Annotated in this window: 14 protein-coding genes and 1 tRNA gene; 9 read left to right on the top strand and 6 right to left on the bottom strand. The window is 72.4% G+C overall.

Annotated elements, in window-relative coordinates:
• Nucleotides 1-118 precede the first annotated feature (118 nt).
• Nucleotides 119-1,135, top strand: a complete 1,017-nt coding sequence (locus OHV05_RS13715; protein ID WP_405017892.1) for an NAD(P)-dependent alcohol dehydrogenase — start codon at nt 119-121, stop codon at nt 1,133-1,135.
• 12 nt (nt 1,136-1,147) lie between these two features.
• Here OHV05_RS13715 and OHV05_RS13710 read toward each other — a convergent pair whose 3' ends face one another.
• Complete coding sequence (locus OHV05_RS13710) at nt 1,148-2,626, bottom strand: SulP family inorganic anion transporter (protein WP_405017891.1); 1,479 nt, start codon at nt 2,624-2,626, stop codon at nt 1,148-1,150.
• A 538-nt stretch (nt 2,627-3,164) separates the two neighbouring features.
• On the opposite strand from OHV05_RS13710, the gene OHV05_RS13705 reads away from it, so the two are divergent.
• From OHV05_RS13705 to OHV05_RS13695, 3 genes are all read left to right on the top strand, one after another.
• Entirely contained in the window at nt 3,165-4,562 is a 1,398-nt protein-coding gene (locus OHV05_RS13705) for a sulfatase (RefSeq protein WP_405017890.1), read from the top strand.
• Between the two features lie 71 nt (nt 4,563-4,633).
• Entirely contained in the window at nt 4,634-5,572 is a 939-nt protein-coding gene (locus tag OHV05_RS13700) for a formylglycine-generating enzyme family protein (protein ID WP_405017889.1), read from the top strand.
• Between the two features lie 40 nt (nt 5,573-5,612).
• Nucleotides 5,613-6,197 (top strand): GNAT family N-acetyltransferase, encoded by a 585-nt coding sequence (locus OHV05_RS13695; protein ID WP_405017888.1) that lies wholly within the window; start codon nt 5,613-5,615, stop codon nt 6,195-6,197.
• Between the two features lie 257 nt (nt 6,198-6,454).
• Here OHV05_RS13695 and OHV05_RS13690 read toward each other — a convergent pair whose 3' ends face one another.
• Nucleotides 6,455-7,558 (bottom strand): NADP-dependent oxidoreductase, encoded by a 1,104-nt coding sequence (locus OHV05_RS13690; protein WP_405017887.1) that lies wholly within the window; start codon nt 7,556-7,558, stop codon nt 6,455-6,457.
• A gap of 134 nt (nt 7,559-7,692) precedes the next feature.
• Here OHV05_RS13690 and OHV05_RS13685 point away from each other — a divergent pair, with 134 nt between their 5' ends.
• Nucleotides 7,693-8,610 (top strand): LysR family transcriptional regulator, encoded by a 918-nt coding sequence (locus OHV05_RS13685; RefSeq protein ID WP_405017886.1) that lies wholly within the window; start codon nt 7,693-7,695, stop codon nt 8,608-8,610.
• On the opposite strand, the gene mug is transcribed toward OHV05_RS13685, so the two are convergent.
• Nucleotides 8,607-9,221 (bottom strand): G/U mismatch-specific DNA glycosylase, encoded by a 615-nt coding sequence (mug, locus tag OHV05_RS13680; RefSeq protein WP_405017885.1) that lies wholly within the window; start codon nt 9,219-9,221, stop codon nt 8,607-8,609. The genes OHV05_RS13685 and mug overlap by 4 nt on opposite strands.
• Nucleotides 9,222-9,354: 133 nt before the next feature.
• Between mug and OHV05_RS13675 the strand changes: the two genes are divergently transcribed.
• Together OHV05_RS13675 and OHV05_RS13670 are read left to right on the top strand one after the other, a co-directional pair.
• Nucleotides 9,355-9,828 carry a hypothetical protein gene (locus tag OHV05_RS13675; protein WP_405017884.1) on the top strand — a complete coding sequence of 158 codons (474 nt, stop codon included), beginning with the start codon at nt 9,355-9,357 and terminating at the stop codon, nt 9,826-9,828.
• A 471-nt stretch (nt 9,829-10,299) separates the two neighbouring features.
• Nucleotides 10,300-10,758, top strand: coding sequence for a hypothetical protein (locus OHV05_RS13670; protein WP_405017883.1), 459 nt, complete (start codon nt 10,300-10,302; stop codon nt 10,756-10,758).
• Nucleotides 10,759-10,830: 72 nt separating this feature from the next.
• On the opposite strand, the gene OHV05_RS13665 is transcribed toward OHV05_RS13670, so the two are convergent.
• Nucleotides 10,831-11,319 (bottom strand): YajQ family cyclic di-GMP-binding protein, encoded by a 489-nt coding sequence (locus OHV05_RS13665; RefSeq protein WP_057231451.1) that lies wholly within the window; start codon nt 11,317-11,319, stop codon nt 10,831-10,833.
• 217 nt (nt 11,320-11,536) lie between these two features.
• On the opposite strand from OHV05_RS13665, the gene OHV05_RS13660 reads away from it, so the two are divergent.
• Nucleotides 11,537-11,617, top strand: a tRNA-Tyr gene (locus OHV05_RS13660).
• A 70-nt stretch (nt 11,618-11,687) separates the two neighbouring features.
• On the opposite strand, the gene OHV05_RS13655 is transcribed toward OHV05_RS13660, so the two are convergent.
• Together OHV05_RS13655 and OHV05_RS13650 are read right to left on the bottom strand one after the other, a co-directional pair.
• Entirely contained in the window at nt 11,688-12,200 is a 513-nt protein-coding gene (locus OHV05_RS13655) for a hypothetical protein (RefSeq protein ID WP_405017882.1), read from the bottom strand.
• Between the two features lie 163 nt (nt 12,201-12,363).
• Nucleotides 12,364-12,966, bottom strand: a complete 603-nt coding sequence (locus tag OHV05_RS13650; protein ID WP_403036509.1) for a superoxide dismutase — start codon at nt 12,964-12,966, stop codon at nt 12,364-12,366.
• A gap of 120 nt (nt 12,967-13,086) precedes the next feature.
• On the opposite strand from OHV05_RS13650, the gene OHV05_RS13645 reads away from it, so the two are divergent.
• Nucleotides 13,087-13,218, top strand: coding sequence for a hypothetical protein (locus tag OHV05_RS13645; RefSeq protein WP_403036512.1), 132 nt, complete (start codon nt 13,087-13,089; stop codon nt 13,216-13,218).
• Nucleotides 13,219-13,235: the final 17 nt, after the last annotated feature.

The following is a 13,235-nucleotide window of genomic DNA, read 5'->3' as shown; positions in this document are numbered from 1 at the left end:
GCACGGAATTGAGACGGCTCGTCGGCTCGCGCAGGATCGTCCCTGTCACCCCGTCGAGGCACCGGTCGTCCCAAGTCCCCTTGGAAGCGCCGGGGTTCGGGCACACCTGAGGAGAGTCATGAAGAGCTACCACCTGACCGGTACGGGCACCGGAGCGGCCGGCCTGACGCTGCGTGAGCACGAGGTGCCCGAGCCCGGCCCCGGGCAGGTGCTGGTGCGGATGCGCGCCAACGCCGTCAGCTTCCGGGACGGGCTGATCCTGGCCGACGACTACCCGCTGCCGGTGGTGCCGGGTGTGGTCGCCGGGTGCGAGGGAGCCGGGGAGGTGGTCGGGGTCGGTCCGGCCGTCGCCACCTTCGGGGTCGGCGACCGGGTCGCGCTGACGGTCTTCCCGGACTGGCTGGACGGCCCGTTCGGGCTGGACCGGGCCGCCCAGCTGGGCTCCTCGCTGGACGGCGCGCTGACCGAGTACCGGGTGGTCGCGGAGCGGGCCCTGGTGCGGATCCCCGGGCACCTGTCGTACGAGGAGGCCGCCGCGCTGCCGCTCACCGCGCTGACCGCGTGGAACGCCCTCACCGGCGGCCGGCCGCTGCTCCCCGGCGAGACCGTGCTCACCCCGGGCACCGGCGCGGTCGGCCTGGCGGCTGTGCAGCTGGCCCTGCTGGCCGGTGCGCGGGTGATCGCCACCACCTCGGGCGGGCTGAAGGCCGTACGGCTCAAGGAGCTCGGCGTGCACGAGGTGATCGACCGGACCGCCGAGCCGGACTGGCACGAGCGGGTCCGCGAGCTCACCGGCGGCCGGGGCGCGGACCAGGTGGTGCACGTCGCGGGTCCGCTGGAGCAGTCGCTGCGCGCGGCCGGGATCGGCGCCGAGCTGGCGTACGTCGGCTTCCGGGTCGCCGACGCCCCCACCGCCCCGCCGGTGGACGCCCGGCTGCTGTTCGCCTCGGGGGTGCAGGTGCGCAGCGTCGCGGTCGGCAGCCGGGCGCAGTTCACCGCGCTGAACCGGGCGTTGGAGGTGCACGGTGTCCGGCCGGTGCTGGACCGGGTGTTCCCGTTCGCCGAGGTCCCGGCGGCGTTCCGGTACCACCGGGAAGGCGGTGCCTTCGGCCGGGTGGTGATCAGCCACGGGTAGGTCCTGCGGGGCTCAGCCCAGTTGCCCGCTGAGCGTCCCGTGCAGCTCCGCGCTGCGGGGGTTGAGGCCGACCAGTTCGACGGTCTTGCCGTGCCGGGCGTACCGGTCGGCGATCCCGTCCAGGGCGGCGACCGAGCTGGCGTCCCAGATGTGCGCGGCGGTCAGGTCGATGACGACCTCACCGGGATCGTCGGCGTAGTCGAACCGGGAGGCCAGCACGTTGCTGGAGGCGAAGAACAGCGCGCCGGTCACCGTGTACCTGATCCGGTCGCCGGTGGGGTCGGTGACCGAGCTGACCTCCGCGAGGTGGGCGACCCGGCGGGCGAACACCACCATCGCGCTGACCGAGCCGACCACCACGCCGACCGCGAGGTTGCCGGTGGCCACCACGCAGACCACGGTGATCACCATGACGGCGCTCTCGCCGACCGGCAGCCGGCGGAAGGTGCGCGGGCTGACGGAGCGCCAGTCGAAGGTGGTGACGCAGACCAGCATCATCACCGCGACCAGGGCGGCCATCGGGATCCGTGACACCACCGGTCCGAAGACGATGCAGAGCACCATCAGGAAGACGCCGGACAGGAAGGTGGAGAGCCGGGTGCGGGCCCCGGAGGTCTTCACGTTGACCATCGTCTGGCCGATCATCGCGCAGCCGCCCATCCCGCCGAACAGGCCGGTGACGATGTTGGCGACACCCTGGCCGAGGGACTCCCGGGTCTTGTTCGAGCGGGTGCCGGTGATCTCGTCCACCAGCTGGGCCGTCATCAGCGACTCCATCAGCCCGACCAGGGCGAAGGCCAGCGCGTACGGCGCGATCAGGGTCAGGGTGGCCGCGGTGAACGGCACCTCGGGCAGGCCGGGCAGCGGCAGCCCGGCCGGGAGCCTGCCCTTGTCGCCGACGGTGGGCACGGCCAGGTGGGCGCCCGCGGTGACGGCGGTGAGCGCCACGATCGACACCAGCGGGGCCGGGACGACCGTGGTGAACCGGGGGAGCAGCGCGGTCAGCGCCAGGCCGCCGACCAGCAGCGGGTAGACCGCCCAGGGGACGTCCACCAGGTTCGGCAGCTGGGCCACGAAGACCAGGATGGAGAGCGAGTTGACGAAGCCGAGCATCACGCTGCGCGGGACGAACCTGAGCAGCTTGGCCACGCCGAGTGCACCGAGGGCGATCTGGCAGAGCCCGCCGAGGATCACGGTGGCGATCAGGTAGCCGAAGCCGTGCTCCCGGGCGAGCGGGGCGACCACCAGGGCGATCGCCCCGGTGGCGGCGGAGATCATCGCCGGCCGGCCGCCGACCACCGAGATCACCACGGCCATGGTGAAGGAGGCGAACAGCCCGACGCTCGGGTCCACGCCCGCGATGACCGAGAAGGAGATCGCCTCCGGGATCAGCGCGAGGGCCACCACCAGGCCGGCCAGCACCTCGGTGCGGGCCACCTTCGGGGTGAACCAGGACGGGCGGTGGCCGCGCAGCCGCGCGGCGGACGGCATGGCAGGGGGCAAGACGGGGACCTGTCGTACTCGGGGCGCGGTCGGCCCGGACACGCGGGGCGTGCGGCGGACGGCGGCGTGGTGGCGCCGGGAGACGCCCGACCCACCGACTCTACCCGGCAGCCGGGAACCGCTCCGGGGCCGAGGTGTCAGGTCGGGCCGCCCGGCCCGAACTCCCCTTCGGCGGAGCGCCGTTCGCCCGTCCGGCGGTGGAACGTGAATTCCGCGTGTCCGCCTGCCGGGCACCATTGCGGGCCGCCGACGCCGCCCCCTATTGTCGCTGCCATGGCAGCCGGAGAGTTCCTCGCTGCCCGCCGCCACGTCGATCTCGGCCGACTGGCCAGCGGGCTCTGTAGCCCCGCCGCGTGACCTCCGCGGCCCGTCAGCGCTGATCACGGCGCTGGCGAAGCCCTTTCCGTGATTCCCCGGTGGGTGTCCTCCCCCTCCCCGGAGCACGCGTTCTCCCCCAACTCCGGCAACGATTCGGCATGCCCTGCCGCAGCCGCCGGAGTTCACCGACGCCGAAAGGAATTCCGTGGTGCCCGAGAACAGCCGTCCCGAATTCGGCCGGCGGGGCTTCCTCGCCGGAGCCGCCGCCGTGGCCGCCGCCGGAGCCGTCCCGCTGACGGCCGCGCCCGCCGCGGCCGCGCCGACCGCCGCCCGTCCGAACATCCTGCTGATCGTCACCGACGACCAGCCCAAGCACACCGACTGGGCGATCCAGAACACCATCGCCTGGCTCGGCGGCCAGGGCGTGACCTATCCCAACGGCCATGTCGCCACGCCGCTCTGCGCACCGTCCCGGTCCTCGATCTTCTCCGGCCGGTTCGCCCACAACCACGGGGTCCGCAACAACGGCGCCTCGGCCGCGCTGGACCAGCACACCACCGTGCAGCGCTACCTGAGCCAGGCCGGCTACCGCACGGGCCTGTTCGGCAAGTACCTCAACTCCTGGGCGCTGGCGGACAATCCGCCGCACTTCGAGGACTGGCTGCTGCTCCAGCCGTCCTACCAGGACGCCCGGTACAACGACAACGGGACCGTCCGCACCATCAACGGCTACGCCACCAACGTGATCAAGAACCACACGCTGGCCTTCCTCGACAAGGCGGCCACCGACACCCGTCCGTGGTTCGCCTACGTGACCCCGTACGCCTCGCACGAGCCCAACAAGCCGGCCCCCAAGTACGCCGACACCCCGGTCCCGGCCTGGAACGGCCGGCTCTCGGTGACCGAGGAGGACCGCAGCGACAAGCCCGCCTACATCCGGAACGCCACCGCCACCCTGGCAGACGCCCGGGAGCTGCGGCAGCGTCAACTCCGCACCCTGCTCTCGGTGGACGACGCGGTGCAGGCGTTCCACGACAAGCTGGCCGCGCTCGGCCAGCTCGACAACACCCTGGTCGTCTACCTCGGCGACAACGGCTACACCTGGGCCGACCACGGCTGGCTGAAGAAGTCGGTGCCGTACTCCCCGTCCCACCAGGTGCCGTTCTACCTCTCCTGGCCGGCCGGCGGCCTGGGCGCGGGCACCACCGACAACCGGATCGCCGCCAACATCGACGTCGCCCCGACCATCCTGGACGCGGCCGGCATCGTCCCGGACACCCCGCAGGACGGCCGCTCGCTGCTCGGCGACCAACGGCGCGACCACCTGCTGGTCGAGTGGTGGCGCCAGGGCACCGGGGCCGGTACGCCCAACACCTGGGCCTCGTACGTCGCCACCGACCGGCAGTACACCGAGTACTACGACCTCAAGACCGACGCCGCCGGGACGGTCACCGGCACCGGGCAGGTGCTGTTCCGGGAGTACTACGACCTGGTGAGCGATCCGTACCAGCTGCAGAACCTGCTGTACCAGGCCACCCCGCAGCAGGAGCAGGCGCTCGGCATCCCGGCCCTGGCCGCCCGGTTGGCGGCCGACCGCGCGCTCTGACCCGACCCGCCACCGTCCCCCGGGCCGGGCCGTCCGGCCCGGGGGACGACCCTTCGAGAGGACGACCGACGTTGAGCACCGAGCCGATCAAGCCCTGCTGCACCCCGGGCCGGGCCGGGGCGGGCCCGGCGGTGCTCACCCTGGCCGCCCCCGCTCCCGCCCGTACCGCCCGGGGGCTGCTCGCCCTGCCGGGCGGGCGGTTCCTGATGGGCACCGACGACCCGGTGGGCTTCCCGGCCGACGGTGAGGGGCCGGTCCGCGAGGTCGAGGTCGGGCCGTTCCGGATCTCGCCGACGGCCGTCACCAACGCCCAGTTCGCCGGCTTCGTGAAGGCCACCGGGTACGTCACGGAGGCCGAGCGGTTCGGGTTCAGCTTCGTCTTCGAGGGCTTCCTGGCCCCGGAGGCGGCGGCCACCGCACCGTCGGTGGCGGGCGTCCCGTGGTGGCGCGCGGTGGAGGGCGCTGACTGGCGCCGGCCCGAGGGCCCCGGCTCCTCGGCCGGTGCCCGGCAGAACCACCCGGTGGTGCACGTCTCCTGGCACGACGCCCTGGCGTACTGCGCCTGGTCCGGCAGCCGGCTGCCGACCGAGGCCGAGTGGGAGTACGCCGCCCGGGGCGGGCTGGAGCAGAAGCGCTACCCGTGGGGCGACCAACTCACGCCCGGTGGACGGCAGATGTGCAACATCTGGCAGGGCGTCTTCCCCACCCTGAACACCGCCGCCGACCACCCCGGCACCGCCCCAGTGAAGACCTACCGCCCCAACGGCCACGGCCTGTACAACGTGGCGGGCAACGTCTGGGAGTGGTGCGCCGACTGGTTCAGCCCCGACTTCCACCGGACCGGCCCGCGCCACCACCCGGTCGGCCCGCCGGACGGAACCCGCCGGGTGATGCGCGGCGGTTCGCACATGTGCCACGACTCCTACTGCAACCGCTACCGGGTGGCCGCCCGCAGCTCCAACACCCCCGACAGTTCGGCGGGCAACATCGGCTTCCGGGTCGCCGCCTGAGGGCTGGCGCCACTGTCCGTCAGGAGGTAGACAGATCGTCATGAGTGCCGACGGATCCGTGAACTTCCTGCCCAGCTTCACCCCCGCCGACCTGGCCGGGGACGGCTTCCGGCTCCGTCCGTGGAGCCGGATCGGCGAACCGGAGCGCCGGGCGCGGGAGTTGGTCGCCGTCGCCGCCGACCCGGTGCTGTCCCTGTGGAACCCGCTGCTGGCCCCCACCGTCCTGCACGCCGAACGCTGGCTGGCCGGCCGGACCGCCGGCTGGGACCGCGGCGACCTGGCCTCCTTCGCCCTCCTCGACGACGACTTCGACGAACTCCTCGGCGCCGTCGCCGTCCGCTGGGCGGACCGGGCGGACGGCATCGCGATGATCGGCTACTGGCTGGTCCCGGCCGCCCGGGGCCGCGGCCTCGCCACCCGCGGCCTGGACGCCGTCACCCACTGGGCCTTCACCACCGCCGACGCCCGGCGGATCGAACTCGCCCACGCCGTCGGCAACTCCGCCTCCTGCCGAGTGGCCGACCGGGCCGGCTACCCCCTGGAGGGCACCCTCCGCAAGAGCCACCGCTTCGGCGACGGCACCTACCACGACGAACACCTCCACGCCCGCCTCGCCACCGACTGAACCCTCCGGCCGTGGCCCTGGAACCTGCGGCTCTCGGGGCTCTGCCGTTGGCAGGTGCTCAGCCCGCTACGGAGTCAGGGGCTCGGGGAACTGCGACGCCGGCCTCGTGCAAGGTGATCTGTTCAGGGGTGGTCAGGCACTTTCGCAGTGACCCCGGCGCCAGATCTCCTCGCTCACGCGGCGGAGCCGCAGATCGGCAGAGCCCCGAGCCCCTGGCCGTAGATGCCCGATCGCCTTTCGCCGGGGCTGACCCGGCGTCACTCCGCTGCGCCCGCGCCGACCTGCACGATCGCCTTCCCGGTGTTCGCCCCCGCCAGCATCCCGAGGAAGGCGTCCACCGACCGGTCGAAGCCGACCGTCACGGTCTCGTCTGGCACCAGCACCCCCGAGCGCAGGTACGGCGTGAGGTACTCCTCCAACTCGCCCTGCACCTCCCGGTGGTTGCGGACCAGGAAGCCCTCCAGCCGCAGGCTCTTGCTCACCACGTCGTAGAGGTTGTACGGCGCGGCGGGCGGGTTCGCGGCATCGTCGTACTGCGCCACCGCCCCGCACCAGGCGATCCGGCCGCCGTCCCGCAACACGTCGATGGCACCGGCCAGATGGTCCCCGCCGACGTTGTCGAAGTACACGTCCAGGCCGTCCGGGGCGGCCCGGCGCAGCTGCTCGCCGACCGGGCCGTCGTGGTGGTCGAAGGCGGCGTCGAAGCCGAGCCGCTCGGTCAGGTGCCGCACCTTGGCGGCCGAACCGGTGCTCCCGACCAGCCGGCCGACCCCCATCAGCCGGGCCAGCTGGCCGACCGCCGTCCCCACGCCACCTGCCGCCGCGCTCACGTACAGGCTCTCGCCGGGCTGCAGCCGGGCGATCCGGGTCAGGCCGACGTACGCCGTCAGGCCGGTGCCGCCGAGCAGGCTCAGGTAGGTGCGGAGCGGCACCCCGGCCGGCGGGGTGACCACCCGGACGCCGGCCGAGCGGAGGGCGGGCACCCCGGGCTCGCGGAGCCGGACCTGCACCCCGCCCGGGTCGGGTGCGGCGGACCGGTGCGGGATCTGATCCGGGCTCAGCAGGGCGTGGGTCCGCCAGCCCAGCCGGTGCGCGACCAGGTCGCCGACCTTCAGTTGATCGGACCGGGACTCCACCACTCGGCCGAGCGCGCGACCCTCCATGGGGGCGTGCAGGTCACCGAAGTCCATCACTTCGCGCATGTACGGATCGACCGAGAAGTGCAGGTTCTCCACCAGCGCGCCGCCCGGTTCGACCGGCGGGAGCGGGGCCTCGACGAAGGCGAAGTCGGTGGCGGCGGCGCGGCCCTGCGGGCGGGCGACCTGGTGGACGAAACGGGCGGTGACGGCGGCGCGGGTCATGGTGGGGCTCCCTGTTCGGTGTGATGATCACGCTAGGGAGCTCCCGGACGGCCGGGCAGGGGGTCGCGTCGATGGTCGGGGCCGTTCCATGAGCACAGTTCATGGAAGCCGGTGGGCCGGGGTAGGTTGCCCGGATGACCGATCTCGCCCCGCACGAGCTGCGCATCCTGGTCGCCGTCGACCGCGACCGCAGCTTCACGGCCGCCGCCACGGCGCTCGGCATGTCGCAGTCCGCCGTCTCGCACGCCGTCCGCGGGTGCGAGCGCAAGCTGGGCGCCGTGCTCTTCGACCGCGGTCGGCACGGGGCGCGTCCGACCCCGGCGGGCGCGCAGGCCGCCGCCCACGCCCGGCAGATCCTGCACCTGCTCGCCACCCTGGCCACCGAGACCCGGGCCGCCGCCCGGCAGGACGCCGAAGTCACCGGCCCGCTCCGGATCGTGGCCTTCCGCAGCGCCGCCGCCCACCTGCTGCCCGGGGTGCTCGCCCGGCTGAAGGACCGTCACCCCGGCCTCGAACCGGAGCTGCGGATCGTCCGCGAGATCGGCCGCGGCACGGCCGGCGAAGTGGCCGACGGCCACGCCGAACTGGGCATCGCCACCCTGGACGCGGCCACCGGCCAGGCCCCGTCCCCGGTGCTGCCCGGACTGCTCGCGGGCCGCCTGTTCACCGAGCCGTACGCGCTGGCGCACCCGGTCGGCCACCCCCGGCCGCGCACCCTGCCGCTGGTCGACTGGGACGAGAACTGCGGCTCGTACACCCGAGACTGGTGGCGCAGCCAGGACTGGATCCCGCCCGCCACGGTGAACGTCGAGGACGACACCGTCACCCTCTCGCTGGTCGCCCAGGGCCTCGGCATGTCGATCATGCCCGCCCTCACCCTGCTGGGCGCCCCGCCCGGGGTGGCCGTCACCGGCCTCGGCCCGCAGCCGCCCACCCGGACGGTCGGCTACGTCACGACCCCCGCGCTGGCCCGGACCGCCGCCGTCCGGGAGCTGATCCGCGAACTCCGGTCCGCCCCGGCCCCGGTGCTCGTCGGCCAGGGCACCGACTAGCGCTCCGCCCGGTGCTCCTCCCGGTGCCCTGACCGGTGTTCCGGCAGCGCCTCGCGCAGCCGCCGGAACTCCTCGGCGATCCCGTCCAGCGTGTAGTGGGCGTTCAGGCCGCTGGGGTTGGGCAGCACCCACACCTCAGTGTCGCCGATCCCCTCCGGCTGCGGACCGACCACCGCGCCCCGCCGTCCGAACGCGGTCCGATACGCCCCGATCCCCAGCACCGCGAGCACCTCGGGCCGCAGTCGGGTCACCCGCTCCACCAGCGCCTGCCCGCCCGACCGGTACTCCTCGGCGGTGAGTTCGTCCGCCTTGGCGGTGGTCCTGGCCACCACGTTGGTGATCCCGAGCCCGTGGTCGAGCAACTCCAACTGCTCCGCCGGTCCGAGCTGACGGGGCGTGAAGCCCGAGCGGTGCAGTGCGGGCCAGAACCGGTTGCCCGGCCGGGCGAAGTGCCGGCCGGTCGCCCCGGACCACAGCCCCGGGTTGATGCCGCAGAACAGCACCCGCAGTCCTGGTGCCACCACGTCCGGCACGGTCCGGTCCCGGGCCGCCGCCAGTTCCTCGGCGGTGGGCCGGGGTTGACGTACCGTCGGCTCGCTCTGCTCGTTCATCCGTCCAGTCTGCCTGCTCCGCTGTCGCCCTTGCCCCCGCCCCCGCCGTCGCCCGGTCGCTCGGGCTGTTCGAACGCACAGCGAGTTCGATAATCCGCTCCCGCACCGTTGTCGGAAGGCGCAGAATGGCTGGATGTCCTACGAACTGAAGGCGCTGATCGCATCGCGGGAACTGCTCGACGTGGTGGCGGCCGAGGTGCCGGTCGCCCGGGTCGCCGGACTCGAACAGAAACTGGCGCTGATCCCGATGACGGACCTTCTCTTCGACACCGTCACCGAGCACGGCGGCGCGATCCAGCCCGGCTTCACGTCCTTCCCGGGCGGCTTCGGGCGCCGGATGGCGGCCTGGTCCAAGGCGGGCCCGATCGGCTACGTCGAGGCGGACTTCTGCGGCGGTGAGGGCACCCAGCACGCGGCGGTCTGGTTCGACGCCCAGGTGGTGCTCGGGCCGCTCTCCTCGGTGACCGGCCAGCCTTTCGCGGCCGAGGGCAGCCCGATCTCCCAGGCGCTGCGCCGGGTCGGCGCCCAACACAGCCACGGACAGGACGAGTTCGAGGCGGTCGGGCTCGACCGGCACCGGCGGCTGGTCGACTGGTGTTCCGGCTGACCGCCCCAAAACCCTTACGGCGTCCGGGCCCCGGACCATTCGGCGTACAACCGGTGGCCGGGGCAGGTGCGGTGGCCCAACGTGAAGCTCAGGCGATTCCGCCTGTACTTCACTGAGAGGAAGCGCAATCCCATGCGTGCCACCTGGACGGCCGTCGTGCTGACCGCAACCCTTGGCCTTGCCACGGTCACCACCACGTCCGTCACCGTCGCCAATGCTGCCGACACCGCTGCGGCGACCACCATCCGTCCCCTAGCCCCGCCCCTCCCGCTGCCCCCGATCGTCCCGCCCGTGCCGGACCTGCCGGTGAAGCCCCCGGTCGACCTGCCTGTGACGCCTCCGGGTGGTGACCTGCCGGTGAAGCCCCCGGTGGATCTGCCTGTGACGCCTCCGGGTGGTGACCTGCCGGTGAAGCCCCCGGTGGATCTGCCTGTGACGCCTCCGGGTGGTGACCTGCCGGTGAAGCCCCCGGTGGATCTGCCTGTGACGCCTCCGGGTGGTGACCTGCCGGCTCTCCCCGACCCGGGCAAGAACCTCGCGGTGCTCGGCTCGCTCGGCGACGTGCTCGGTCAGATCACCAAGCTGGTGACCTCCGCGACCTCCGCCGGCCCCGACCCGGCCGCCCTGCAGAAGCAACTGGCCGACCTCCAGGCGGCGGTGAAGTCCCTGCTGGGCCTGCTGCCGGCCGCCCCCGTCGCGGTCCCTGCGCCCGTCCCCGGCCTGCCGGTCGACGACGCCCGCGGTCTCCCGCCGCTGCCGGTCAACCCGACGGACGCCCTCGGCCAGGTCGAGAAGTCCGCAGCCGACCTGGTGGCCAAGGCCACCGCCGCCAAGCCCGACCCGACGGCCGTCAAGGACGCGGTGCCCCCGCTCTCCACCAGCACCGTCACCGCCACCGTGGCCACCGCGACCGCCCTGGTCACCGGCTGACCCGCCCCGCACCCAGACGTCGGGGCCCGGACCGTGCACGGTCCGGGCCCCGACGGCGGCGCTGTCGCAGCGTCAGCGGTAGTTCACGAACTGGATCGCGAACTCCAGGTCCTTGCCCTTGAGCAGTGCCTGGATGGTCTGCAGGTCGTCACGGCTCTTCGAGCTGACCCGCAGTTCGTCACCCTGCACCTGCGCCTTGACGCCCTTCGGGCCCTCGTCGCGGATGATCTTCGCGACCTTCTTCGCGTCGTCCTGGGAGATGCCCTCCTTCACGTCCGCGGTGATCCGGTACTCCTTGCCGGAGAGCTGCGGCTCGCCCGCGTCGAGCGCCTTGAGCGACAGGCCACGCTTGATGAACTTGTCCTTCAGCACGTCCAGGATCGCCTTGACGCGCTCCTCGCCGTTGGCCTTCATCTCGATCTTCTCGCCCGACCGCTTGACCTCGCCGCCGACGTTCTTGAAGTCGAACCGGGTGGCGATCTCGCGGGAGGTCTGGTTGATCGCGTTGTCGACCTCCTGCCACTCGACCTTCGAGACGATGTCGAAACTGGAGTCGGCCATGGTGTCTTGGTCTCCTTGATGCTCTGGCTTCACTGTCCGCCCCCACCCCAACGGAGCAGGCGCCGCCCAAGCCTATCCACCCCCACCCCCGCCCGCCCCCGCCAGCCACGCCCCATCCCCTTGATCATCACGTGACCGACCGAGTGGCGAAGCACCCCCATCCATCAGGTATCGTTTACGAGGTCGAACGGGGCAGCGCCCCGCGAGACACCATCCTGGCTGGTTGCCCGAGCGGCCAAAGGGAGCAGACTGTAAATCTGCCGCGCAAGCTACGCAGGTTCGAACCCTGCACCAGCCACAGGATATGAGAAGGGCCCCCGACCAGCGGAAACGCCGGTCGGGGGCCCTTCTGCTGTGCCGGGGTGGGGTCAGTCAGGGCGTTGGTGGCGGTGGAGGCCGACTTCGGGGTCGGGTGGGAGATCGAGCCTGAGGTCCTTGCGCATCGCTTCGCGCAGATCGGCATTGACCTTCCAGAGATCGGCCCGGGCCCGTAGGTACGGCTCGGACCGGACGTCCGGTTCGGTGATGAGAGTGTCCCGGACCTGCTCAAGGGCCTTGGCCGCGTCGATCCCCAACGAGATGATCTCGGTGGGAGCCGTCAGGGAGAGTGTCTGCCGACAGGTCCAGATACCGGAACCGTCCAGTGCCTGGTGCAGCGCTCCGAAGCGGGCCGCGTCCGAGAGGTCCTCCCGGAAAGTGGCCGCTCGCAGCTCCGAATGGCCACGGCTCAGTGCGGTGAGGAAGTCGACGTAGACGGTGCGGCGGGTCTGCAGCCAGCGATCGGCGCTGTCGTGGCGCCGGCGGAAGCGATCGACGGTCAGGCCCGTGCCCACTCCGACGGCGGCCCCGACGAGCGTGCCCAGCGGTGCGAGCCAGTCCACACGGTAAAGCTAGCAAGGCGACCAGGGTAAGTCACCGGTTCGCCCAAGTGGGGTGCAGGGGAACGGGGTTGGCGTGACTGGAGGTATGTGCCCCCCAGGAGGGTCGGAGCCCCGCGCTCCCCGGTGGGGGAGGCGGGGCTCCGGTGCGTGAGGGGCCGAGGGGTCAGGCGCCCGTGGCGGCGGTGAAGCGGTTGGTGACGTCGGTCCAGTTGACGACGTCCCAGAGGCGGGTGACGTAGTCGGGGCGGACGTTCTTGTACTGGAGGTAGTAGGCGTGCTCCCAGGCGTCGAAGGCGAGGAGCGGGGTGGTGCCCTGGCCGACGTTGCCGTGGTGGTCGTAGACCTGCTCGACGATCAGGCGCTTGCCAAGGGGCTCCCAGGAGAGGATGCCCCAGCCGGAGCCCTGGACGCCGACGGTGGCGGCGGTGAGCTGCTTCTTGAAGGCCTCGAAGGTGCCGAAGTGCTCGGTGATGGCGTCGCCCAGGGCGCCGTCGGGGCGGTCGCCGCCGTCCGGGGAGAGGTTCTCCCAGAAGAGGGAGTGCAGGACGTGGCCGGAGAGGTGGAAGCCGAGGGTCTTCTGCAGGCCGACCAGGCCGCCGAAGTTCTCCTTCTCGCGGGCCTCGGCGAGCTGCTCGAGGGTGGTGTTGGCGCCGGCCACGTAGGCGGCGTGGTGCTTGGAGTGGTGCAGCTCCAGGATCTCGGCGGACATCGCCTTCTCCAGGGCGGAGTAGTCGTACGGCAGATCGGGGAGCGTGTACTGACCCATGAGTAGAGGGCTCCTAGTCGTTGTGCATAGGGGTCTTGGCGTGCCGGTCCCCACACTATTGCGTATGGCTTGCAATTACATTCAGATGGCAGCAGAGTGTTCGGCGGGGGTGGTCGGCCCGTGTCCAGCCACCTGCTGATGTACGCCCCGGCCGTCGCGTCGGGAGTCCCTCCGCCCGTGCTGATCGTCTTCCCAACCGGCGCCCGCCGGGACGTCCGGTCCGCCACCCCCGCCACCGCCGACCGCAGGTGAGCGTCCATCAGGACGAA

This window comes from Kitasatospora sp. NBC_00070, from assembly GCF_045041205.1.
Taxonomy (GTDB): domain Bacteria; phylum Actinomycetota; class Actinomycetes; order Streptomycetales; family Streptomycetaceae; genus Kitasatospora.
Note: the sequence above shows the minus strand (reverse complement) of the source record. Positions and strands in the feature narration are given on the sequence as shown.

What these genes read in the sequence shown, in the direction of transcription:
- OHV05_RS13715 (WP_405017892.1), top strand. Translation starts at nt 119, where the DNA reads ATGAAGAGCTACCACCTGACCGGTACGGGCACCGGAGCGGCCGGCCTG.
- OHV05_RS13710 (WP_405017891.1), bottom strand. Translation starts at nt 2,626, where the DNA reads ATGCCGTCCGCCGCGCGGCTGCGCGGCCACCGCCCGTCCTGGTTCACC.
- OHV05_RS13695 (WP_405017888.1), top strand. Translation starts at nt 5,613, where the DNA reads ATGAGTGCCGACGGATCCGTGAACTTCCTGCCCAGCTTCACCCCCGCC.
- OHV05_RS13690 (WP_405017887.1), bottom strand. Translation starts at nt 7,558, where the DNA reads ATGACCCGCGCCGCCGTCACCGCCCGTTTCGTCCACCAGGTCGCCCGC.
- OHV05_RS13685 (WP_405017886.1), top strand. Translation starts at nt 7,693, where the DNA reads ATGACCGATCTCGCCCCGCACGAGCTGCGCATCCTGGTCGCCGTCGAC.
- mug (WP_405017885.1), bottom strand. Translation starts at nt 9,221, where the DNA reads ATGAACGAGCAGAGCGAGCCGACGGTACGTCAACCCCGGCCCACCGCC.
- OHV05_RS13675 (WP_405017884.1), top strand. Translation starts at nt 9,355, where the DNA reads ATGTCCTACGAACTGAAGGCGCTGATCGCATCGCGGGAACTGCTCGAC.
- OHV05_RS13665 (WP_057231451.1), bottom strand. Translation starts at nt 11,319, where the DNA reads ATGGCCGACTCCAGTTTCGACATCGTCTCGAAGGTCGAGTGGCAGGAG.
- OHV05_RS13650 (WP_403036509.1), bottom strand. Translation starts at nt 12,966, where the DNA reads ATGGGTCAGTACACGCTCCCCGATCTGCCGTACGACTACTCCGCCCTG.